At 72.1% G+C, this 22,271-nt stretch carries 16 protein-coding genes; 4 read left to right on the top strand and 12 right to left on the bottom strand.

Going from position 1 to position 22,271, the window contains the following annotated elements; translation table 11 throughout:
* Window positions 1–526 precede the first annotated feature (526 nt).
* On the bottom strand, window positions 527–1,582 hold the full coding sequence (locus FHX80_RS16790) for an aldo/keto reductase (RefSeq protein ID WP_145764922.1): 1,056 nt from the start codon (window positions 1,580–1,582) through the stop codon (window positions 527–529).
* Window positions 1,583–2,179: 597 nt separating this feature from the next.
* Here FHX80_RS16790 and FHX80_RS16785 point away from each other — a divergent pair.
* The gene (locus FHX80_RS16785) at window positions 2,180–3,208 is read left to right on the top strand and encodes a MarR family transcriptional regulator (RefSeq protein WP_208764673.1); all 1,029 of its coding nucleotides are present in this window, start codon (window positions 2,180–2,182) and stop codon (window positions 3,206–3,208) included.
* Window positions 3,209–3,547: 339 nt separating this feature from the next.
* Window positions 3,548–4,078 (top strand): hypothetical protein, encoded by a 531-nt coding sequence (locus tag FHX80_RS16780; protein WP_244318305.1) that lies wholly within the window; start codon window positions 3,548–3,550, stop codon window positions 4,076–4,078.
* 208 nt (window positions 4,079–4,286) lie between these two features.
* Here the strand turns inward: FHX80_RS16780 and FHX80_RS16775 are convergent, their stop codons facing one another.
* From FHX80_RS16775 to FHX80_RS16735, 9 genes are all read right to left on the bottom strand, one after another.
* Entirely contained in the window at window positions 4,287–4,829 is a 543-nt protein-coding gene (locus FHX80_RS16775) for a GNAT family N-acetyltransferase (RefSeq protein WP_145764921.1), read from the bottom strand.
* Window positions 4,830–5,019: 190 nt separating this feature from the next.
* On the bottom strand, window positions 5,020–5,613 hold the full coding sequence (locus FHX80_RS16770; RefSeq protein WP_145764920.1) for a TetR/AcrR family transcriptional regulator: 594 nt from the start codon (window positions 5,611–5,613) through the stop codon (window positions 5,020–5,022).
* Window positions 5,601–6,335, bottom strand: coding sequence for an enoyl-CoA hydratase family protein (locus FHX80_RS16765; protein ID WP_145764919.1), 735 nt, complete (start codon window positions 6,333–6,335; stop codon window positions 5,601–5,603). The genes FHX80_RS16770 and FHX80_RS16765 overlap by 13 nt, the downstream gene beginning before the upstream one ends.
* Window positions 6,332–7,957 carry a 4-coumarate--CoA ligase family protein gene (locus tag FHX80_RS16760; RefSeq protein ID WP_145764918.1) on the bottom strand — a complete coding sequence of 542 codons (1,626 nt, stop codon included), beginning with the start codon at window positions 7,955–7,957 and terminating at the stop codon, window positions 6,332–6,334. Before FHX80_RS16760 ends, FHX80_RS16765 begins: the two co-directional genes overlap by 4 nt.
* Window positions 7,958–8,118: 161 nt before the next feature.
* Window positions 8,119–9,279, bottom strand: a complete 1,161-nt coding sequence (locus tag FHX80_RS16755; protein ID WP_145764917.1) for an acyl-CoA dehydrogenase family protein — start codon at window positions 9,277–9,279, stop codon at window positions 8,119–8,121.
* The gene (locus FHX80_RS16750) at window positions 9,276–11,240 is read right to left on the bottom strand and encodes an acetyl/propionyl/methylcrotonyl-CoA carboxylase subunit alpha (RefSeq protein ID WP_145767341.1); all 1,965 of its coding nucleotides are present in this window, start codon (window positions 11,238–11,240) and stop codon (window positions 9,276–9,278) included. Before FHX80_RS16750 ends, FHX80_RS16755 begins: the two co-directional genes overlap by 4 nt.
* Window positions 11,241–11,248: 8 nt before the next feature.
* The gene (locus FHX80_RS16745; protein WP_145764916.1) at window positions 11,249–12,847 is read right to left on the bottom strand and encodes an acyl-CoA carboxylase subunit beta; all 1,599 of its coding nucleotides are present in this window, start codon (window positions 12,845–12,847) and stop codon (window positions 11,249–11,251) included.
* Entirely contained in the window at window positions 12,844–14,628 is a 1,785-nt protein-coding gene (locus FHX80_RS16740) for an acyclic terpene utilization AtuA family protein (protein WP_145767340.1), read from the bottom strand. The genes FHX80_RS16745 and FHX80_RS16740 overlap by 4 nt, the downstream gene beginning before the upstream one ends.
* Before the next feature lie 11 nt (window positions 14,629–14,639).
* Window positions 14,640–15,440 (bottom strand): TIGR03084 family metal-binding protein, encoded by an 801-nt coding sequence (locus tag FHX80_RS16735; protein WP_145764915.1) that lies wholly within the window; start codon window positions 15,438–15,440, stop codon window positions 14,640–14,642.
* A 362-nt stretch (window positions 15,441–15,802) separates the two neighbouring features.
* Here FHX80_RS16735 and FHX80_RS16730 point away from each other — a divergent pair, with 362 nt between their 5' ends.
* A complete protein-coding gene (locus FHX80_RS16730; protein WP_208764672.1) occupies window positions 15,803–16,750 on the top strand; it encodes an alpha/beta fold hydrolase in 948 nt (315 codons plus the stop codon).
* A 272-nt stretch (window positions 16,751–17,022) separates the two neighbouring features.
* Here the strand turns inward: FHX80_RS16730 and FHX80_RS16725 are convergent, their stop codons facing one another.
* A complete protein-coding gene (locus FHX80_RS16725; RefSeq protein WP_145767338.1) occupies window positions 17,023–17,985 on the bottom strand; it encodes an EamA family transporter in 963 nt (320 codons plus the stop codon).
* A gap of 162 nt (window positions 17,986–18,147) precedes the next feature.
* Between FHX80_RS16725 and FHX80_RS16720 the strand changes: the two genes are divergently transcribed.
* Window positions 18,148–19,116 carry a LysR family transcriptional regulator gene (locus tag FHX80_RS16720; protein ID WP_145764914.1) on the top strand — a complete coding sequence of 323 codons (969 nt, stop codon included), beginning with the start codon at window positions 18,148–18,150 and terminating at the stop codon, window positions 19,114–19,116.
* A gap of 150 nt (window positions 19,117–19,266) precedes the next feature.
* Here the strand turns inward: FHX80_RS16720 and FHX80_RS16715 are convergent, their stop codons facing one another.
* On the bottom strand, window positions 19,267–22,104 hold the full coding sequence (locus FHX80_RS16715; RefSeq protein WP_145764913.1) for an FAD-binding and (Fe-S)-binding domain-containing protein: 2,838 nt from the start codon (window positions 22,102–22,104) through the stop codon (window positions 19,267–19,269).
* Window positions 22,105–22,271 lie beyond the last annotated feature (167 nt).

The raw sequence follows: 22,271 nt of genomic DNA, 5'->3' as shown, positions 1-22,271 counted from the left end.
GGGCGCGGTGCTGGAGCCGACCGGTGATGCGTCGCCAGGAGTCGGCGACCTCCCGTACGGTGACCGCCGCAACGGCAGGACCGGCAGGTTGCTCGCGATCCTCCTCCCGGTCCTGGTGCTGGGCGGTCGTTGAGGGCTCCGCGGCGGAGATCGGGGTCACGTACCGGATCTCTAGACGGTCCGGCTCTCGGATGTAGCCGATGGCCAGGGCGGGGCAGTCCTCGAACAGGTCTCCGTCGACCTCCACCGTGAGAATCCCGGGCAGATCCGAGGGCCGGCCCATGTCCGGATCGTCGGCCAGCCGACCGGCCAGGACCTTCAAGGCGTACGGAACGCCCGCCCCGAACTGCGAGGCGGCGTCGCGTACATGCGGCTGGATCTCGACGTTCACGGCTTGGGCTCCTGGCTGGTCGGATGCGGGACGGCCCCCGCCGCACCGTAAATCTCCGACTGGGCCAGCGGGTGTGGAAGTCGAGACGGGCGAGGTCAGAGGCCCGGTGAGGAGATCGTCAGCAGTACGGGCAGGTCACGATGCGGCCCGCTCGTCCGTCGGGCGGCGACGGCGGCCGACGTCCGTCAGGGAGGGCGGCTGCCATGCGCCGTCCGGGTGATAGAGGTTCGTGCCGGGCGGGACGATCTCGTCGATGCGGTCGATGGCCGAGTCGTCCAGGACCACCGGCGCCCCCTTCAGCAGGGCCTCCCACTGTTCCACCGTACGTGGGCCGACGATGACCGAGGTGACGGCCGGATGAGCGAGCGGGAAGGCGACGGCCAGCTCCGGGAGAGTGCAGCCGATGTCCGCGGCCAGCTCGGCGAGCCGGCCGGCGACCTCCAGCTTGGTGACGTTCTCCGGGATGGACTGGTCGAAGCGCCCGGGGTTCAACTGCGCCCGCCCGGAGGTGAGATCGATGGTCTGCCCCGCCCGGTAGCGGCCGCTCAGAAAACCGGAGGCGAGCGGGCTCCAGGTCAGGACCCCCATGCCGTAGCGCTGAGCCGTCGGCAGCACCGACGTTTCCACCCCGCGCGCGAGGAGCGAGTACGGGGGCTGCTCGGTCCGGAACCGCTGGAGGCCGCGTCGCTCCGCCACGTGCTGCGCCTCCGCGATGTCCTCGGCGGGGAACGTCGACGACCCGAACGCCCGGATCTTGCCCGCCTGCACGAGGTCGCCGAGGACCCCGAGCGTCTCCTCGATGTCCGTGGTGTGATCCGGGCGGTGCACCTGGTAGAGGTCGATCCAGTCGGTGTCGAGCCGCCGCAGACTCGCCTCCACGGCCTGGGTGATCCAGCGGCGGGAGTTTCCGCTCCGGTTCCTGCCCTCGCCCATCTGGAAGTGGACCTTCGTCGCGAGTACGACCTCGTCCCGCCGGCCGGACGCCCGCAGCGCCTTTCCGACGATGACCTCGGACTCACCGGCCGAGTACATGTCCGCCGTGTCAACGAAGTTGACGCCCGCTTCCATTGCGGCATGGATGATCCGGATGCTGTCCTCGTGGTCGGGGTTGCCGACCGAGCCGAACATCATCGTGCCCAGGCAGTACGTGCTCACTTCGATGCCGGTGCGGCCGAGTGTGCGGTAACGCATGGTGTGCTCCCTCGCTGTCTGGCTGTAGAAGCTGTTGGGCTGTTGGGCTGTGGGGCCGTGCACTGGGGAAGAGCGTGGTGCAGCGCATCGTAGGAGTTGGAGTGCGCTCGATGGCAAGCCGGATACGTGCCCCGCAGACCTGGTCGCTCAAGGCCCGGTGTGAGTAACTGCCGCTCAGTGAAGTCCCGGTGGGAATCAGTCAAGGTTCAGCGGCACCGGACGGTCGGCTCGAAGCTCGGGTCTCGAAGCTCGGGGCTCGGGGCTCGGGGCTCGGGCTTCGGGAGGGGGTGTTCACTCGTTCGAGCGCATGAGGCGCGGGGCGGTCCGGGGCTCGGGACTTGGGATCCGAGCTTCGAGATCCGAGCGTCGAGCCACGAGCTCCGAGATTCGAGCGCCTTCTTTAACCGGTAGGGAAAGAAGGGTGGTTGGTAAAACCTCCCCAACCTCCCTGACCCGTCACGGCCAGCAAGTATGACTAATGGTGACAGCTTGCGACGGTGCGTGGCGACTGTCTACGGTGCGAGAACGAAACGACCCCGACGCGGTGTAATCGCACCGGCCGGGGTCTCACCCCAAGATCGAAAGAGACCCGATCTCGTGGCTGTTCAGAACTTTAGTCCCGCCCTGTCCGTGTCCGCAGTGTCGGCCCCGTACCCGATGGCCCATCCCGGTTACGGCAAGCGAACCGCGCCGGACGAACTCCCGGCCCGCGCTGACGACTTCGCGCTGCTGCCGTTGCGGGAGCGGTATGTCGCCGGGTTCATCGAGCGGCTGCCCGAGGGCGCCACGATGAGCGTGAAGTGCCTCGCGAAGCAACTCCCGCTCTACGGGCAGCAGGCCGTCGGTTCCGCCCTGACCGCGTTGTCGGCCGCCGGGCATCTGCGACGCGTCCGGTGCGCTGTCGGCGAACGCGACCAGGTGCGGTGGGTGTTCCGCACCTACTGGTCGCGAACCTCCCGGGACAACGAGTGGTGGGCCGCGCACCTGGTGCCGGAGCACCAGGAATGCCCGCCCGAACCGGTGCCGGTACCTGTGGCGGTGCCCACGCCCGTGCCGGAGGTCGAGCCGGTGGCTCCTCCTGTGGCGCCTGCACAGCGGCCGGCCGAGCCGGACCGGCCCGCTGCCGCGCCCGCGCCGTCGCCCTCCCCCTCGCCGTCTCCCTCGCCCGCGTACCTGGCACTGGCCGGACTCGGGCGCGTCGATGCGCGGCTCGCGCTGTCCGCCGCCGACTGCACGGTCCTGGAGGCCCTGGCCACCCGGTGGTTCGACCGCGGCGTGGACACCGACTACCTCACCCACGCCCTCACCGCCGGACTGCCCCTCCGCGTCGACTCACCCGTCGGCTTCGTCCGCCGCCGCCTCAACGACAAACTCCCGCCCGCCCTGCCCACCGCCCCCACACCGCCGCCCGCAGGGACCCCCGTCCGGCGCGTGATGATGGAGTGCACCGAATGCGGCACCCCCGGCCGCCCCGAAGCACTTCCCGACGGCCTCTGCCACCCCTGCCGACAGCCGAAGACCACCACCGCCACCGGCACCAGCACCGGCGCCCCGGCGGAGCCGCCCGCCGAACGTGACATCACCAAACTCGTCGCCGGACTCCGCGACCTCCTCAAAGCTCCCTGAACCGAACTCCCTGCCAAGTTCATTAGCCTCAGCACCAACCGCATCCCTGCGATCGGCCAGGCCGTGCTCGTCCTCTATCACGCGTCAACGTGAGGTTGGAAGAGGCTCAGTTCATCGGCCCGCACCTTGCCCGCCCGGGTGCGATCCGGTGGTCGCGGGCAACCGCGAGGACGTACTCGAACATGTCCTGTCATCGGGCGGGATCCATGCTGTGACCTGCGGCCACAAGGCAATAACGAGCGCGCAACAGGTGGGTGGCGACGCTGCGGCCCGACGCCGCTCGGCCCCTACCCTCCGGGAGGCGGGGCCGCACGCGCGACCCCGGGCAGGGGGCTCATCATGTGGTCGACCACTTCACGGCCGGTGTTCCGGCATGCCGTCGGTGCCGTCGCGGCCGTCATGGCCCTGGCCACAACCTCAGGGTGCACGGTTCCCATCGACGCCGTCGCCGGTATCTCCGTGACCGCCGACGGCCATCTGCTCGGCGTCATGATGGTCTGCGGACATCACATCGACGGTGCGACCCTCTACGTGCACAGCGCCGAAGTCAACAAGACGGTGACGGTCGGTTCATGGACCGCCGACCGTCCCCTCACGGCCGGTCTCGCCATCTGGTCCCTCGAATCTCCTGCTGCCGGCTGGACCGCGACCAGACCTCTCACTCCGCTCACCGCCAAGACCGCCTATGCCCTCTACGGCTGGACCACCGACAACTCGTGGTCATCGGGCAACGTCTCCTTCACCCTGGCCGACCGGGACCGGCTCACCCCCGGAAATGTCCGCTACGACAACATCTCGGGTGAAGGCGACAAGTCCGAAATCACCGTCCCCCTGGCGGACTTCGAAGCCAGAGCCTGCCAGAACACGTAACGCCGCGGCGCCTCCGGCCCAGCCGAGCCACTTCCCTTGTCGGGAGGCACGCGCTCAACCTTCGCCACCGCAAGACACGAGATCACGGTCCACAACCGGAGTACTGACCATGGCGCGGCAACCAGAGCCGGAGAGGGCGCACGCATCCGTTCCGTGAGTCCCCGCTCTCATGCGAGGGCCGGCCCCTCGGCCGTGGGGCCGATCGGGGTCACGGCCGATTCAGGCCCCACGTCTGCAGGACATACGGCCGCCCCTTCTCCTCGCCCTCGATCAGGGGCACGTCGAGCAGGCTGAAGCCCGTCCTGGTGGCCACCCCGACGCTGGCCGCGTTCTCGGCCTCCAGCTCCAGGATCACCTGCTCCGCACCCAGCTCCTCGAAGGCGTACGCGGCCATCATCCGCACCGCCCGAGCGGCCAGTCCCTGGCCTCGGTGCGCCGGGCCGACCGCGTAACCGATCTCCGTGCCCTCAGGGGCGCGTCGCAGCATCACCTCGCCGAGCGGTGCGCCGCCGTCGACGGTGATGGCGAGGCGGATGGTCACGCCCGCCGCCCGCTGGCTCCGGGCCCTGTCCAGGCAGGACCGGGCGGCCTCCTCGTCGAAGGGCGAGGCGAACGGGGTCCAGTGCGCGACGTCGGGGTGGTCGAACAGATCCGGCATCGCGGCCAGATCCGATTCCGTCCAGTCGCGCAGGACGAGGCCTTCCTCCGTGAGCTCGATCCGGGCGGGAAAGGGTGGGGTGGTGCTGCTCATGACGGGGGCCTCCCTGGCCTGTTCAGGACAAGGCAGGATATCCAGGGGCATCCGTGCTCGGCGAACCCGCCTCATGTGCTGGCATCCGACGAGCCGGATGGGCCGGATGCGGGCCGGATGCGGGCCGGATGCGGGCCGGATGCGGGCCGGACGGCCGCCGGCGGCGGGTCCGTACCGGTGCCTGGACCGCTCAGCCCAGCGCGTCCTCCACCATCGCCGCCCACTGCGCCACGACCCTGCGGCGGCGGGCCGTGTCGTCGGTGAGGACGTTGGCCAGGCCCAGGCCGCGGGCCATGTCCAGGAGGCCCTGGACCGTTTCGCGTACGCCGGGGCGGTTCTCGTCCGCGTGCAGGAGGCCGACGGCGATGCGGTGGGTCTCGCGGCCGACGCGGGCTTCGAGTTCGGTGACGCGGGGGCGGAGCTGTTCCTCGTTGGAGGCGGCGACCCACAGTTGGAGGGCGGCGCGGAAGAGGGGGCCGGTGTAGAGGTCGACGAGGGCGGCGACGACCGCGGCGCGGTCCTGGTCGGGGAGGGCGCGCAGGGCGGCGGAGCGTTCCTCGGCGACGTACTCGACGGCCGCGGTGAACAGGTCCTCGCGGGTCGGGAAGTGGTGCTGGGCGGCGCCGCGCGAGACTCCGGCGCGTTCGGCGACCACGGAGACGGTGGAGCCCGCCCAGCCGTGTTCGGCGAGGCAGGAGACCGCGGCTTCCAGGAGCCGTTTGCGGGTGGCGCGGCTGCGGTCCTGTTTGGGTCCTGGGCCTCGGCCCTGCGTCACCACACCCATGCGGGGTCCCGTCGTTCGAGGAAGGCCGTCATTCCCTCGCGGGCCTCCGCGGAGGCGAAGAGTGCCGCGGACCGGGCGATGAGGTCTTCTGCGTGCTGTTCGAAAGTCTCGAGCACACTAGCCGTGACCAGTTCTTTCGACGCCCGCAGGCCCTGCGGGGAGGCCCTGCGCAGTCCGTCGAGCACGGGGGCGAGGGCGTCGTCCACGTCGTCGGCGGCCAGCGTGATCAGTGAGATCCGGGCGGCTTCGGCGGCGTCGAAGCGTTCGCCGGTGAGGTAGTAGCGGGCGGCGGCGCGCGGGTCGGTGCGGGGCAGCAGCGGGAGGGAGATGACGGCGGGGGCCAGGCCCAGGCGGGACTCGGTGAGGGCGAACGTGGCGGCCGGTCCGGCCGCGGAGATGTCGCAGGCGCCGAGCAGTCCGAGCCCGCCCGCCCGGACGTGGCCGGTGACCCGGGCCACCACCGGTTTGGGCAGCGCGACGATCTGCCGCATCAGCGCGACGAAGGCCGCCGGGTCGGCGGGTGCGGTCAGGTCGGCGCCCGCGCAGAAGGTGTTGCCGGTGTGGGTGAGGACGACGGCTCGTACGGAGTCGTCGGCCCCGCACCCGGCAAGGGCTGCGGAGAGCTCGCCGACCAGTCGCGCGGAGAGCGCGTTGCGGTTGGCCGGCGAGTCCAGGGTGAGGGTGGTGATGCCGCGCTCGTGCGTGGGGGCGGCGAGCGTCATGGGGTCGTCTCCGGGGTGTCGGGTGCGGTGCGGGAGTTCTCGCGGTCGCGCAGTTCGCGGCGCAGGATCTTGCCGGACGTGGCGCGCGGTACGGCGTCGATGAACTCGACCTGCCGGACCTTCTTGTACGGGGCGACGCGCTCGGCGACGTACGCCATGACGTCGTCCGCCGTGAGGTCCACCGGCGCGACGGACGGCTGACGGACCAGGCAGGCCTTGGGGACCTCGTTGCCGTCGGCGTCGTACACGCCGATGACGGCGGCGTCGGCGATGGACTCGTGGGTGAGGAGGAGCGCTTCGAGTTCGGCGGGGGCGACCTGGTAGCCCTTGTACTTGATGAGTTCCTTGACCCGGTCGACGACGAACAGCCAGCCGTCCTCGTCGACACGTCCGAGGTCGCCGGTGTGCACCCAGCCGTCGCCGTCGATCATGTCGGCGGTGGCTTCGGGGCGGCCGAGGTAGCCCTTCATGACCTGCGGGCCCCGGATCAGGATCTCGCCCTCGGTGTCGGTTCCGGCGTCCTCGTCGGGGGCGTCCAGGGAGACGATGCGCATCTCGGTGTTGGGCAGCAGGGTGCCGACGGCCCCGGGCGGCGGGTTCTCGGCGGCCAGCGGGACGACATGGGTGCCGGGCGAGAGTTCCGTCATCCCGTACGCCTGGCGCACGGGCGGCAGGCCGAGCCGGCGCGAGCAGGCGGCGGCGAGTTCGGCGTCGAGCGGGGCGGCGGCGCTGACGACGTACTCCAGCGAGGACAGGTCGTACCGGTCGACGGCCGGGTGCTTGGCGAGCGCGAGGACGATCGGCGGGGCCACGTACAGGCCGGTGATGCGGTGCGTCTCGATCGCGGCCAGGAACTGGGTGAGGTCGAAGCGCGGCAGTACGACGACGGTGGCGCCGGTCCTCAGCGGTGCGTTCATCAGGGCGGTGAGCCCATAGATGTGAAAGAAGGGGAGCACGGCCAGGATGCGGGACCCGGGGCCCATGGGGATGAAGGGGCGCAGCTGCTCCAGGTTGGTGGCCATGGAGCGGTGGGTGAGCATGACGCCCTTGGGGATGCCCGTGGTGCCGGAGGAGTACGGCAGCGCGGCGATGTCCTGCGCCGGGTCGATGGTGATCATCGGTTCGGGGGCGGTGGTGGCGAGCATGTCGAGGACGGAGGTGTGTCCCGCGGCCTGGTCGCAGACGAAGATCTCCTCGATGCCGCCGACGAGTTCGGCCGCGCGGCGGGCCGTGTCCAGGAGCGGGGAGACGGTGACGATCCAGCGGGCGGAGGAGTCGCGGAGCTGTTTGGCGAACTCGTCGGCCGTGGCGAGCGGGTGGACGGTGGTGACGGTGGCCCCGGCTCTGGTGGCGGCGAAGAAGACGGCCGGATAGGCGATGGTGTTGGGGCTGTGCAGGGCGAGTACGTCGCCCTTGGCGAGTCCGGCGGCGGCCAGCCCCGCGGCGATCTTCCGGTGGAAGGTGTCGAGCTGCCGGTAGGTGAGCCGGCTGCTGTCGTTCGTACCGTCGATCAGGGCGACCGCGTCGCCGTACTCCGCGGCGGCCTGGCCCAGCACCGCGTCGTGGATGGCCGTGTCGAGTGGCTGGACGTCGGGGTAGTCGCTCCGGAACACGTGCGCCATGGCGGGTAGTCCCTTCGATGCGGAAAGGCGGGGCGGCGAGGACGGGGCGGGGATGGGCCGCTCCGTGCAAACGCGCGTGGAGAGGTGGGGTGCGTCGCCGTGGCCGGGACCCGCGGACCCTGGCGGGTCCCGTACGGCGTGGAGGGACAGAATGGCGGCTGTCAGTACGACTTGGGGAGACCCAGGGACTGATGGGACACGTAGTTCAGGATCATTTCCCGGCTGACCGGTGCGATCCGGGCGACGCGGGACGCGGTGATCAGGGAGCCGAGGCCGTACTCGCGGGTGAGGCCGTTGCCGCCGAGGGTGTGCACCGCCTGGTCGACGGCCTTCACGCACGCCTCCCCGGCCGCGTACTTGGCCATGTTGGCCGCCTCGCCCGCGGCGATGTCTTCGCCGTCGTCGTAGAGCCGGGCGGCCTTCTGCATCATCAGCCGGGCCAGTTCGAGTTCGATGTGGGCCTGGGCCAGGGGGTGCGCGATGGCCTGGTGGGCGCCGATGGGCTCCTTCCACACCTGCCGGGTCTTCGCGTACTCGACCGCGCGGCCGAGCGCGTAGCGGCCCATCCCGATGCCGAAGGCCGCGGTCATGACGCGTTCCGGGTTGAGCCCGGCGAAGAGCTGGAGGAGACCGGCGTCCTGGTCGCCGACGAGTGCGTCGGCGGGCAGTCGCACCTCGTCGAGGACCAGCTCGAACTGCTTCTCCGGGGCCTGGAGTTCCATGTCGATCTGCGACCGCTGGAAGCCGGGGGCCTCGCGCGGGACGATGAACAGGCAGGGCTTGAGCTTGCCGGACCTGGCGTCCTCGGTGCGGCCGACGATGAGCGTGGCGTCGGCGATGTCGACGCCGGAGACGAAGACCTTGCGGCCGGTGAGCACCCACTCCTCGCCCTCGCGGCGGGCGGTGGTGCTGATCCGGTGCGAGTTGGAACCGGCGTCCGGCTCGGTGATGCCGAAGGCCATGATGAGGCTGCCGTCCGCGAGGCCGGGCAGCCACTGCCGTTTCTGGGCGTCGGTGCCGAAGCGGGCGATGACGGTGCCGCAGATGGCGGGCGAGACGACCATCATGAGGAGGGGTGAGCCGGCGGCCCCCAACTCTTCCAGAACTATGGAGAGTTCGGCCATTCCGCTGCCTCCGCCGCCGTACTCCTCGGGGAGGTTCACGCCGAGGTAGCCGAGCTTGGCGGCCTCGGCCCACAGCTCGCCGGGGTGGGCGCCGTCCCGGACGACGGAGGTCATGTAGTCGCGCCCGTACCGCTTGCCGAGGGCGGCGACGGCTGCGCGCAGGGCCTGGTGCTCTTCGGTTTCGAGAACGGTGCTCATGCGGTCTCCTCAGAGGCTTCGGGGTCGTGGTCCGTCGGCTCGGTGACGACGGCGAGCAGTGCGCCGACCTCCACCTGGAGGCCGGGTGCGGCGTGCAGCGCGGTGAGGGTGCCGGTGGCGGGGGCGAGGATGCGGTGCTCCATCTTCATCGCCTCCAGCCAGATCAGCGGCTGCCCGGCCTCGACGGCTGCCCCGGCCGCCAGACCCTCGGCGAGGCGGACGACCGTGCCGGGCATCGGGGCGAGCAGGGAACCGGGTTCGGTCCGTTCGGCGGGGTCGGTGAAGCGGGGCAGGGCGGTGAAGGTGTACGAGCCGGTGGCGGTGTCCACGTACACCCGGTCGCCATGTCGCGACACGGTGAAGTGCCGTATGACGCCAGCGGATTCGAGGGTGACGCGGTCGGGGCGGGCGACGACGACGCGGACGCCCTGCGTGTCGACGGCCGGGCCGTCGCGGGTGGTGCGGTAGGTGATCTCGTACTCGCGGCCGTCGGGTTCGCCGCGGTAGCGCCTGAGCTGGGGCTGCGAGGGGAGGTTGCGCCAGGCCCCGAAGCGGGTGACGCCCGCGGTGGTGGTGGTGTGGGCCGCGTCGGCGAGAGCGGTGGCGGTGGCGGCCAGTTGCCCGCCCGCCTCGTCGGGTGCGGGGGTCAGCGCCTGAAGGTGGCGTTCGTAGAAGCCGGTGTCCAGGCGGGCCGCCATGAAGTCCGGGTGGCGCAGGGAGCGTACGAGCAGGTCGCGGTTGGTGACCGGGCCGTGGATGCGGGCGCGTTCCAGGGTGCGGGCGAGGAGGCGTGCGGCTTCGGTGCGGGTGGGGGCGTGCGCGATGACCTTGGCGAGCATCGGGTCGTAGTGCACGCCGACGGTGTCGCCGCCGGTGTACCCGGTGTCCAGGCGTATGCCGGGCTCCTCCGGCACGTCGAGCGAGAGCAGTGCTCCGGTCTGTGGCTGCCAGTCGCGGGCCGGGTCCTCGGCGTAGAGCCGGGCCTCGACGGCGTGTCCGGCCGGGTGCGGGGGTGCGGCGGCGGGCAGCGGTTCACCCTCGGCGGTGCGCAGCTGGAGCGCGACGAGGTCGAGGCCGAACACGGCCTCGGTGACGGGGTGTTCGACCTGGAGGCGGGTGTTCATCTCCAGGAAGTACGGCCGTCCGTCGTCGGTGAGCAGGAATTCGACGGTGCCCGCGCCCCGGTAGCCGACGGCCCGTGCGGCGGCCACGGCGGCGGCGTGCAGCCGGTCGCGCAGCTCGTCACTGAGACCGGGTGCGGGGGCCTCCTCGATGACCTTCTGGTGGCGGCGCTGGAGGGAGCAGTCGCGGGTGCCGAGCGCCCAGACCCCGTCGTGCTCGTCGGCCATGATCTGGACCTCGACATGCCGGCCGCGCTCCACGTACGGCTCGGCGAAGACCTCCCCGTTCCCGAAGGCGGACAGCGCCTCGGCCACTGCGGCAGTCAACTCTTCTTCGAGGTCTACCAGTTCGCGCACGATCCGCATCCCGCGACCGCCCCCGCCCGCCGCCGCCTTCAGCAGCAGCGGCAGGTCCTCGGCGCGGGCCTCGGCCGGGTCGACGGGGGCGAGGAGCGGGACCCCGGCGGCGGCCATCAGTTCCTTGGCTCGGGTCTTGGACGCCATCAGCTCGATGGCCTTGACCGGCGGGCCGACCCAGACCAGCCCCGCGTCCTGCACGGCGGCGGCGAATCCGGCGTTCTCGGAGAGGAAGCCGTACCCGGGATGGACGGCGTCCGCGCCCGCCGCGAGCGCGGCGGCCACGACGAGGTCGCCGCGCAGATACGTGGCGGAGGGCGCGGCCCCCGGGAGCCGCACGGCGGTGTCGGCCTCCCTTACGTGCAGCGCGTCGGCGTCCGCGTCGGAGTACACGGCGACGGTGGCTATACCGAGCGTGCGGCAGGTGCGGAAGATCCGGCAGGCGATCTCGCCTCGGTTGGCGACGAGCAGTGTGGTGATCATGTGGGTGCTCACATCCGGAAGATGCCGAAGCCGCCGCGGGCGCCCTCGACCGGTGCGGTGTGGATGGCGGACAGGCACAGCCCGAGGACGGTCCTGGTGTCGCGCGGGTCGATGACCCCGTCGTCGTACAGCCGCCCGGACAGGAACATCGGCAGGGACTCGGACTCGATCTGCTGCTCGACCATGGCACGGAGTCCGGCGTCGGCCTCGTCGTCGTACGGCTGCCCCTTCGCGGCGGCGGAGGCGCGGGCGACGATGGAGAGCACCCCGGCCAGCTGCTGCGGGCCCATGACGGCGGACTTGCTGCTGGGCCAGGCGAACAGGAAGCGCGGGTCGTAGGCCCGGCCGCACATGCCGTAGTGGCCGGCGCCGTAGGAGGCGCCCATCAGCACGGACAGATGCGGGACCCTGGAGTTCGACACCGCGTTGATCATCATCGCGCCGTGCTTGATGATGCCGCCCTGCTCGTACTCCTTGCCGACCATGTAGCCGGTGGTGTTGTGCAGGAACAGCAGCGGGATGTCACGCTGGTTGGCGAGCTGGATGAACTGGGCGGCCTTCTGCGACTCCTCGCTGAACAGCACGCCCTGCGCGTTGGCGAGGATGCCGACCGGATAGCCGTGCAGCCGGGCCCATCCCGTGACCAGGCTCGTCCCGTAGAGCGGTTTGAAGGCGTCGAAGTCCGAGCCGTCGACCAGCCGGGCGATGACCTCGCGCGGGTCGAAGGGCACCTTCAGGTCGCCGGGCACGATGCCGATCAGCTCGTCCTCGTCGTACTTGGGCGGCTCGGCCGGGCCCGGATCGGCGTGCGCCTTGCGCCAGTTGAGGCGGGCGACGACCCGGCGGGCCTGGCGCAGCGCGTCCTGCTCGTCGACGGCGAAGTGGTCGGCGAGGCCGGAGGTGCGCGCGTGCATCTCGGCGCCGCCGAGCGATTCGTCGTCGCTCTCCTCGCCGGTGGCCATCTTCACCAGCGGCGGACCGCCGAGGAAGACCTTGGACCGCTCCTTGATCATGACGGTGTGGTCGGACATGCCGGGGACGTACGCCCCACCGGCCGTGGAGTTCCCGAAGACGACGGCCACGGTCGGGATGCCGGCGGCCGACAGCCGGGTGAGGTCGCGGAAGAGCGCCCCGCCGGGGATGAAGATCTCCTTCTGGGACGGGAGGTCGGCGCCGCCCGACTCGACGAGGCTGATGGTCGGCAGCCGGTTGGCGAAGGCGATCTCGTTGGCGCGCAGGGCCTTCTTCAGCGTCCAGGGGTTGGAGGCGCCGCCGCGTACGGTCGGGTCGTTGGCGGTGATCAGGCACTCCACGCCCTCGACCACTCCGATCCCGGTGACGAGCGAGGCACCCACCGCGTAGTCGCTCCCCCAGGCGGCGAGCGGCGACAGCTCCAGGAACGGGGTGTCCTGGTCGATGAGCAACTCGATGCGCTCACGGGCCAGCAGCTTGCCGCGTGCGCGGTGCCGCTCGACGTACTTCTCGCCGCCGCCCTCCAGTGCCTTGGCGTGCGCGGCGTCGAGACCGGCGAGCTTGTCGAGCATGGCGGCGCGGTTGGCGGTGTAGTCGGGGCTCGCGGTGTCGAGCCCGGTGGGCAGGACGGTCATGCGTGCACCTCCGGTGCGTCGGTGCTGTCCATCGGGGGTACGGGGGGCTCGCCGTCCCGTGTCGGCAGCAGGGTCACGGAGGCCTCGCCGTCCGACACCGGCAGCAGGGTCACGGGTACGGGCAGGTGGCGTGAGCGCAGCCACTCCCCCAGCGCCTTGGCCTGCGGGTCGAAGCGGTGCTGGGCGGCGACGCCCTCGCCGAGGAGCCCGGGGACGGTGAAGTTCAGGGCGCGCAGGTTCGGCAGGACATGGCGTACGACGGGGAGTGCGGCGGTCTCCGGGAGCAGTTCCCGGAACCGCTCGACGGTCAGTTCGTGGGCCAGCCACCGCCACGCCTCGTCGTCGCGCACCCACACCCCGACGTTCGCGTCCCCGCCCTTGTCGCCGCTGCGGGCGCCCGCGACGAGCCCGAGCGGGACGGTACGGGTGGGCCCGGCGGCCAACGGATCCGGCAGCGGGGGCTGTTCGGCTTCCTGGAGGGCCCGGGTGCGGGCGGGCGGCTCCTGCACTTCCCGCCGCCCGTCCGGGAGCACGGCGACATGGGTCACCTCTCCCGCCGGTATGTACCGGGCCTCGAACACCCCGTAGGGCGCGCCCTTTCCGGGCGGGGCGGTGACGTGGAAGCCCGGGTAGCTGCCGAGGGCCAGTTCGATCGCGGCGCCGGAGAGGGCGCGCCCGACGACGTCCGGTTCCTGGTCACGGACGACGAGCCGGAGCAGGGCGCTCGCGGTCTCCTCGGTCGCGGCGTCGGCCCGGTCGGTACGGGCGAGCTCCCACCGCACCTCGTCGGGCTGCCTCCCGGCACGTGCGAAGGCGTCCGCGAACTGGTCCCGGACGAGTTGCGCCTTGGCCTCGATGTCGAGTCCGGTGAGCACGAAGACGACCTCGCCCCGCCAGCCGCCGAGCCGGGTGAGCCCGGCCTTGAGGGTGGGCGGCGGGGCCTCACCGCGCACCCCGGAGATCCTGACCCGGTCGGGGCCCTGCCGCGCCAGTCGTACGGTGTCGAGCCGGGCGGTGACGTCGGGTCCCGCGTACCGGGCGCCGCCGGTCTCGTACAGCAGTTGGGCGGTGACCGTGCCGACGTCGACGACGCCGCCGGTTCCGTCGTGCTTGGTGATGACGGACGTGCCGTCGGCGTGGATCTCGGCGACGGGGAAGCCGGGGCGCCGGAGGTCGTGGCCGCGGAAGAAGGAGTAGTTCCCGCCGGTGGCCTGGGTGCCGCACTCCAGCACGTGCCCGGCGACGACGGCTCCGGCGAGCGCGTCGTGGTCGTCGGGTCCCCAGCCGAAGTGGGCGGTGGCGGGCCCGGTGACGAGCGCGGCGTCGGTGACCCGGCCGGTGACGACGACGTCGGCCCCGGCCCGCAGGCAGGCGGCGATGCCGTCGCCCCCGAGGTAGGCGTTGGCGGTGAGGTATCCGTCGGGGACGGGCAGGCTGTCGCCCTCGACGTGCGCGACGCGCACGGGCACGCCCACCTTGTCGGCCAACTCCCTTACGGCGTCGGCCAGTCTGGTCGGGTTGAGGCCGCCCGCGTTGGTGACGATCCGCACCCCGCGCTCCCGGGCGAGCCCGAGGCCCTCCTCCAGTTGCCGCAGGAAGGTGGTGGCGTAGCCGCGCGAGGGGTCCTTCAGCCGGCTGCGGCCGAGGATGAGCATGGTGAGCTCGGCTAGGTAGTCGCCGGTGAGGATGTCGAGGGGGCCGCCGGTGAGCATCTCGCGCACGGCGTCGAAGCGGTCGCCGTAGAACCCGGAAGCGTTGCCGATCCGCAGCGGGGCGGGCACGGGCGCGTCCGTCACTTGCCGCTCCCCTGCTTCGGGGCGCGTCCGGGTCCGGCGGGCCCGGCGAAGGCCTGGGCGATGTCCAGCCAGGTGTCGGCGTCCGCCCCCTCGGCCCGTACGGCGAGGTCGTCGCGGTGGGCGCGCTGGGTGACGAGCAGGCAGAAGTCGTGCAGCGGCCCGGTGACCCGCTGGGCGGCGCCCTCCGGCCCGTAACCGATCAACTCCCCACCGGGTGCGATCAGTTCTACCCGGAACTCCTCGTCGGGCGCCTTGATCCCCCGTACGAGGAAGGCGTAGTCCCGGGCCCGTACCCCGATGCGGGCGACGTGCCGCAGCCGGGCGGTGGGGGCGCGGGTGACACCGAGTGCGTCGGCCACGTCCTGGCCGTGCGCCCAGGTCTCCATGAGCCGCCCGGTCGCCATCGATGCGACGCTCATGGGCGGCCCGTACCAGGGAAACCGGGTCCCGGCGGGGGCCGCGCGCAGGGCTTCCTGAAGCCGCTCCCGCCCGGTGCGCCAGCGAGTGAGCAGGGCGCCCGGGGCGTACGCCGCCACGACGGCGCCGGCGGCCTCGCCGACGAAGCCCTCGGGGTCCCGCATCGCCCGCGCGACCTCGCCGCCGAACCGCTCGGGGTCGGTGGCGGAGAGCAGGGCGACCTCGTCGGTCCAGCTCAGATGGGCCACCTGATGGGCGATGCTCCACCCTGCGGCGGGCGTCGCCGACGCCCATTGCGACTCGCTCAACTTGGCTACCAGCAGGTCGAGTTCCTCGCTCTCACTGCGGAGATCGTCGAGCACGGCTGAGGCATCGGACACGGTGCGCTCCCCTCGGGGCGTGGCGGTGTGCCCCGGAGCCTGCCAGCGGGACAGAAAACAATCAAGCATGCTTGCATTATTTTTGCCCGCGCGGACACCCCCCGCGCGAACGACCCTGCGGGGTCCCCGGGGGGTGGCCACGGATGACCGGAGTTGGCCGGGATGGCCGGGGACACCTGGGGGATACCCCCACCGTCACCAGTGGCCTCAGGCAGTCACGTGCCCGGCGGGCAGCCCCATCGACCGGGAATCCGATTTCAAGAAGGATTACTGATGTTCGAAGAAGCCCGACCGGGCACGTCGGACATGCCGGAAGGCATTCCGGCCCAGCCGTTCAGCCAATCCCTGGGAATGACACAGCCATGTTTGAGACCGTACGGAAGAACCACCGCCTCCGGCCCGCCATCGTGGGCCTCTGCCTGGCCGCCGCGCTGACCGGAATCACCGCCTGCGCGGATTCGACCCCTTCCGATTCCGGGAAGCCGAAGAGCCCCGGCCAGTCGTCCCACCAGAATTCCAAGGCCCCGGCTGCCGTGAAGCCGTCGGCGTCCGCTGCCTCCCTCCGTATGGTCGCGAACGGTGACCACAGCCTGGCCTTCCATGTCACCCCCGGCCGGCTCCCGGCCCTGGTCCTGGACGCGGGCGGCGGCGAGGACTCGTCGTACTGGAAGAAGATGGCGCCCGACCTGGCCAAGAGGACCGGTTCCATGGTCGTCACGTACGACCGGGCCGGAATGGGAAAGAGCGACGAGGTTCCCGGGGCGTGGAAAGTCGAGAACGCGGTGTCCGATCTGAAGGCCGGACTGACACAGCTGGGAATCACCCATGACGTGATCCTGGTTTCGCATTCCCAGGCGGGCGAGGTCGCCACCTATTTCGCCAAGGAGAACCCGAATTGGCTCGCGGGCGCCGTCCTCGTCGACGGAAGTCTGCCCGAGTTCTACACGGACGAGGAGACGGCGAGGATCGAAGCCGCGAACAAGGCGCAGGTGGCGGCCCTCAAGGACCAGCCCTCGACGCAGCAGACCCGCCAACTGCTCGCCACCGCGGAGGGCTACGGCCCGACGCACCGCGCGTACCACCAGATCTCCTGGCCCCGGAGCGTCCCGGCGACGGCCATCGTGTCGGAGAAGACCCCCTTTGAAACACCCGAGGACGCGCAGCTCTGGCGAAACGCCCAGCAGGAGTTCGTGAAGGGGGCCCCGAACCGCGACCTCGTCACCGCCGCGAAGAGCTCGCACGACATCGCGGGCGACCGCCCGGACGTCATTGTCACGGCGGTCGGGAAGATGCTGAAGGCGGTGGGCTGACGATCCCGCCCCGCCGACCGGCCCCTCACGGAGGAACCGGCCGGACGGACAGGGGTACGGGTCGGAGCGTCCCGGGTCAGAGTGCCGCGACGTGGTACGGGGAGACGTTCATCCCCGTCGGCCATGATCAGACGGGGCGGGCAGGTCGGGGCGGGCTGCCCGGCGCCCCGCAGGCCAGGAGGCGCGGCAACGGCCCAGGCGATTCCAGCCAGGACGACTCGGCCACCCGGCCTCCGTCTTAGGTGGGCCTTCGGGACGCCCAGGCGCCCGGCTCAGCCGCCCGCCGCCTTGCGCCGGCCCCTCACCTGGCTGCGCACCGCGCCCATGCTCGCCCCGATGACCAGGGCGATGGCCAGGGCGTCCGTGGTGGAGAGCGCCTGGTTGAGGATGAGGAAGCCCGCCGTGGCCGCGATCGCCGGTTCCAGGCTCATCAGGATCGCGAAGGTGGGCGCGGGCAGCCTGCGCAGCGCGATGAGTTCGAGGGTGTACGGGAGGACCGAGCTCAGCAGCGCGACGGCCGCGCCCAGTCCGAGCGTGCTGGGGACCAGGAGCTTCGAGCCCGCGTCCATGATGCCGAGCGGCAGCGAGAGCACCGCCGCGACCACCATCGCCATGGCCAGCCCGTCGGCCTGCGGGAAGCGGCGGCCGGTGCGGGCGCTGAAGATGATGTACGCCGCCCACATGACTCCCGCGCCCAGCGCGTACGCGGCGCCCACCGGATCGAGCCGGTCGAAGCCGCCGCCGCTCAGCAGCAGGACGCCGCCCAGCGCGAGGGCCGCCCAGACCACGTTGACCAGGCGGCGCGAGGCGAACACCGAGAGGGCGAGCGGGCCCAGCACCTCCAGGGTGACGGCCGCGCCGAGCGGGATGCGGTCGGCGGCCTGGTAGAAGAGCGTGTTCATGCCTCCCATCGCGACGCCGAACGCGAGCACCGTTCCCCAGTCGGCGCGCGAGTGGCCGCGCAGCTTCGGGCGGCAGACGACGAGCAGCACCAGCGCGGCGGCGACCAGCCGCAGTGTGACGACACCCAGGGCGCCGGCCTTCGGCATCAGCATGACCGCGACCGCCGCTCCGAACTGGACGGAGAGGGCGCCCCCCACCACCAGCGCGACCGGCGCGAGCGCGGCTCCGCGCCCACCGACGGGGGCCGGACCGCCCGGTTCAGCGAGGGCGGTGACCGCCTCCGGGACAGTGACTGCTGCGGCCGATTCCGCGGCGGTGCCCTGGTCGTTCACCTGTGGCCCTGACTTTCCTGAGTTCACGAACACGATAAGTGCAACACATTGCACTTTGGGATTGAAGATACTGCACTCATCCCGTGCAGCCCGTCTCCTCACCGTAGGCACCCCCGCGCGGCGCGTGAAATGCCGACTGGGCTCTCGTTATGCTTCCTACGCATGAGCAGAGGACAAGGCGCGGACCGGGGCGCGGAAACAGGCCGGGCCGCAGGCCGGGCCACGGACCGGGCATCGGGCCGAACCGCGGGCCGCGCCCCCGGGCGCGCGGTCGAGATCCGGCATCTGCGCGCGTTCCTCGCCGTGGCCGACGAGTCCAGCGTCACCCGGGCCGCCGCCCGGCTCCGGCTCACCCAGCCCGCCGTCTCACGGACCCTGGCCGCCCTGGAGCAGCACCTCGGCATCCGGCTCGTCGACCGCTCCACCCACCACCTGGTCCTCACCCCCGAAGGCGTCGCCTTCCGGGACAAGGCCGCCGCCGCGGTGGCCGCGTTCGACGCGGCGATCGACCCCGGCGGGCTGCGGCGCCGGCCGCTGCGGCTGGGGCACCCCTGGTCCGCGTTCGGCCGGTACACCACACCGCTGCTCCGCGGCTGGCAGGAGCGGTATCCGCAGACCCCGCTCGAACTCCTGCGGATCGACGACCGCACGGCCGGGCTGACCCGGGGCGAGGTCGATGCCGCGCTGCTGCGCGGGCCCGTCGAGGCGCCCGGCCTCCTCACCGAGGTGCTGTACGACGAGGAGCGGGTCGCGGCCGTGGCGGCGGACGGCCCACTGGCCGCCCGCACCGCGCTCCGGCTCGCCGACCTGGCGACCGGCACCGTCGTCCTGAACACCGTCTCCGGCACCACCACCCCCGACCTGTGGCCGCCGTCCGCGCGCCCCGCCGCCACCCTCACCGTCGCCAACACCGACGACTGGCTGACCGCCATCGCCGCGGGCCGGGGCACCGGGGTCTCCACCGCCTCGACCGCCGGCATGCACCCGCACGCGGGCGTCGTCTACCGCCCGCTCACCGACGCCCCGACCGTGCCGGTACTGCTCGCCCGCCGCGACGCCCCCGGCCACCCGGCACTGGCGGACCTCGTCGCGCTGGCCCGGGAGATCGTGGCGCGAGACGTCTCGGAATGAGGGCATTTCCCGGCGCAGAGGCGTAGTTGGGGTGCAGTGAATGAGGGATGCACCGGACGCTTCTCCTGGGGAAACCATGTCGGGCAGCATCAACGTGCACGGAACCGTGGCCGCCGGCTTCGAGGCGGTAAAGGCCGGCGATGGCGGCCGTCAGGGCCTGTCAGGCCCCAGCCCCTCCGCCAGCACCTCCGCCAGATGCCGGGCCCGCACCCCGCCCAGCTGCTCCAGCTGGGTGCGGCAGGAGAACCCGTCCGCCAGGATCTCCGTGCCGGGCGCCGCTTCCCGTACCGCCGGAAGCAGCGCGTCCTCGGCGCAGGCCGCGGACACCTCCCAGTGGCCGCGTTCGAAGCCGAAGTTTCCGGCCAGGCCGCAGCAGCCTCCCGTCAACTCGCCTGTCAGGCCCGCCCGTGCGCGCAGGCGGCGGTCCGGTTCGTCGCCCAGGACCGCGTGCTGGTGGCAGTGCGTCTGGCCGGTGACCGGGCGGTCCAGGTGCGGGGGCTGCCAGTCGGGGGCGTACTTCTCCAGGTACTCGGCCAGGGTGTGGACAGCGGCGGCCAGTTCGGCGGCGCGGGGGTCGTCGGGGAGGAGTTCCGGGAGGTCGCCGCGGAGGGTGGCCGCGCAGCTCGGTTCGAGGACGATCACGGGGCTGTCGTGGGTGCCGGTCAGCCGGTCCAGGGTGCGGCGCATCACCTTGCGGGCCTTGTCCAGCTGGCCGGTGGAGACGTAGGTGAGGCCGCAGCACAGTCCGCGGCCGGGCGTGAGCACCCGGCGGCCCGTCGCCGCCTCCACGACCTTCACCGCCGCCCGGCCCACCTCGGGCGAGAGGTGTTCGGTGAAGGTGTCGGGCCAGATGGCGGCCACCTCGTCGTTGGAGAGGATGAACGTCCCTTTGCCCCAGCGCCGGTTCAGCCAGCGGCTGTACGTCTCCCGCGCCAGTACCGGGATCCCCCGCTCCGGCGCGATGCCCGCCAGCCGCTTGGCGAGCGCCGCGAGCGGCCGGACCCGGGCCGCCGCGTTCAGCGCGCCCGCGAAGGGGGACGCCAGGCGCAGCCACAGCGGGAGCCATCCCAGCGCGTAGTGGGCGGCGGGGCGCATCCGGTGCCGGTAGTGGTGGTGCAGGAACTCCGCCTTGTACGTGGCCATGTCGACGCCCACCGGGCAGTCGCTGCGGCAGCCCTTGCAGGACAGGCACAGGTCGAGCGCGTCGCGTACCTCCGTGGAGCGCCAGCCGTCCGTGATCACCCCGCCCGCGGGGCCGGCCAGCATCTCGTGCAGCAGCCGGGCCCGGCCGCGGGTGGAGTGGGCCTCCTCGCCGGTCGCGCGGAAGGACGGGCACATCACGGCCGGTCCCGCGGCTTCCCGTGTACGGCACTTGGCGACGCCGACGCACCTGCGCACCGCGGCCGAGAAGTCGCCGCCGTCGTGCGGGTAGCCGAAGGTCACGTCGACGGGCTCGCGGGGCAGTACGTCGAAGCGCAGGTTCTCGTCCAGGCGGGCGGGGCGGGCGAGGATGCCGGGGTTCATGCCGCCGTCCGGGTCCCAGAGGTCCTTGAACCGGGAGAACAGGGCCACCAGTTCGCTCCCGTACATCCTGGGCAGGAGTTCGGCGCGTGCCTGGCCGTCGCCGTGCTCCCCGGACAGTGATCCGCCGTGTGCGACGACGAGCGAGGCGAGTTCCTCGGAGAAGCGGCGGAAGCGGGCCACTCCGGCGGCGCTCAGCAGGTCGAAGTCGATCCGGACGTGGATGCAGCCGTCGCCGAAGTGCCCGTACGGGGTGCCGCGCAGCGCGTGCTCGGTGAGCAGGGCGCGGAAGTCGCGGAGGTAGGGGCCGAGCCGGGCGGGCGGCACGGCGCAGTCCTCCCAGCCGGGCCAGGCCTCGTTGCCGTCCGGTGTGCGGGTGGCCGTTCCCGCCGCGTCCTCCCTGATCCGCCACAGCGCGCGCTGCCCGGCGGGGTCGGTGACGACGGCGGCGTCCACCGCGTCCGGGGACGCGGCGCGCACGATTCGTTCGGCGTGGGCCCGCGCCTCGGCCGGGGTGGCGCCGCCCGTCTCGGCGAAGAGCCAGGCGGCGCCGCGCGGCAGCCCGGCCGGTTCGCGTACGAGGTCGGCGGCCATGCCCTCGACGGTCAGCGGGTGGTGCGGGAGGAGGCCGGGGGCGGCCTCGGCGGCGGCGGACTCGTCGGCGTAGCCGAGTACGGCGAGTGCGCGGGCCGCCGGTGCCTCGACGAGCCGCAGCGTCGCCTCCGTCACCACGCCGAGCGTGCCCTCGCTGCCGCAGAACGCGCGGGCGGGGTCGGGGCCGCGTTCGGGCAGCAGCGCGTCCAGGGCGTATCCCGAGATGCGGCGCGGGAGTTCGGGGAATCCGGTGCGCAGGAGGGCGAGGTGGGCGGCGACGAGTTCGTGGAGTCCGGCGGGTCCCTCGGCGCCCCGTTCCAGGCGCAGGGTGTCGCCGCCGTAGCGGGTGACGGTCAGGGCGTGGACGTTGTCGGCGGTGGTGCCCCAGGCGACCGAGTGCGAACCGCAGGAGTTGTTGCCGATCATGCCGCCGATCGTGCAGCGGCTGTGCGTGGAGGGGTCCGGGCCGAAGGTGAGCCCGTGCGGGGCGGCGGCGGCCCGCAGGTCGTCCAGGACGACGCCCGGCTGGACCACTGCCGTACGGGATCCGGCGTCCAGTTCGACGACGGACCGCAGATGCCGGGTGAGGTCGAGGACGACGCCGGTGCCGGTGGCCTGCCCGGCGATGGACGTACCGCCGCCGCGCGGCACGACGGGCACCCCGTACGCACGGCAGACGGCGAGCGCGGCGGCGATGTCGTCGGCGTCGCGCGGGGCGACGACCCCGAGCGGCACCCGGCGGTAGTTGGAGGCGTCCATCGTCGTCAGGGCCCGCGCGGTGGCGTCGAACGCGACCTCGCCGCGGACGGCTGACCGCAGTTCGTCGGCGAGCGCGGTGCGGTCGGTGCCGGTCGTCTTCTCACGAGGTGCCATCCGGCCAGGATGCCGCCGGTCCGGCCCGTGGTCATGCGGCCCTGTGCGTTTCTTCCGAAAACGTCAATACGTCGGAATCCGTCCGGCCCTCACATCGGGCTCTCAAACATTTACGCAACAGAGTGCACCACAAGTACTTCCCAAACAGATCGTCAATTCTCATATAG

Origin of the sequence: Streptomyces brevispora (assembly GCF_007829885.1) — a bacterium.
In the GTDB taxonomy this organism is placed as follows: domain Bacteria; phylum Actinomycetota; class Actinomycetes; order Streptomycetales; family Streptomycetaceae; genus Streptomyces; species Streptomyces brevispora.
This window is presented reverse-complemented; position numbering and strand designations above follow the sequence as displayed.

Bases quoted from the DNA above. Each gene is read 5' to 3' on its own strand.
- FHX80_RS16745 (WP_145764916.1), bottom strand. From the start codon at position 12,847: ATGACCGTCCTGCCCACCGGGCTCGACACCGCGAGCCCCGACTACACC.
- FHX80_RS16730 (WP_208764672.1), top strand. From the start codon at position 15,803: ATGTTTGAGACCGTACGGAAGAACCACCGCCTCCGGCCCGCCATCGTG.
- FHX80_RS16775 (WP_145764921.1), bottom strand. From the start codon at position 4,829: ATGAGCAGCACCACCCCACCCTTTCCCGCCCGGATCGAGCTCACGGAG.
- FHX80_RS16780 (WP_244318305.1), top strand. From the start codon at position 3,548: ATGTGGTCGACCACTTCACGGCCGGTGTTCCGGCATGCCGTCGGTGCC.
- FHX80_RS16760 (WP_145764918.1), bottom strand. From the start codon at position 7,957: ATGGCGCACGTGTTCCGGAGCGACTACCCCGACGTCCAGCCACTCGAC.
- FHX80_RS16770 (WP_145764920.1), bottom strand. From the start codon at position 5,613: ATGGGTGTGGTGACGCAGGGCCGAGGCCCAGGACCCAAACAGGACCGC.
- FHX80_RS16755 (WP_145764917.1), bottom strand. From the start codon at position 9,279: ATGAGCACCGTTCTCGAAACCGAAGAGCACCAGGCCCTGCGCGCAGCC.
- FHX80_RS16715 (WP_145764913.1), bottom strand. From the start codon at position 22,104: ATGGCACCTCGTGAGAAGACGACCGGCACCGACCGCACCGCGCTCGCC.
- FHX80_RS16790 (WP_145764922.1), bottom strand. From the start codon at position 1,582: ATGCGTTACCGCACACTCGGCCGCACCGGCATCGAAGTGAGCACGTAC.
- FHX80_RS16750 (WP_145767341.1), bottom strand. From the start codon at position 11,240: ATGATCACCACACTGCTCGTCGCCAACCGAGGCGAGATCGCCTGCCGG.
- FHX80_RS16720 (WP_145764914.1), top strand. From the start codon at position 18,148: ATGAGCAGAGGACAAGGCGCGGACCGGGGCGCGGAAACAGGCCGGGCC.
- FHX80_RS16765 (WP_145764919.1), bottom strand. From the start codon at position 6,335: ATGACGCTCGCCGCCCCCACGCACGAGCGCGGCATCACCACCCTCACC.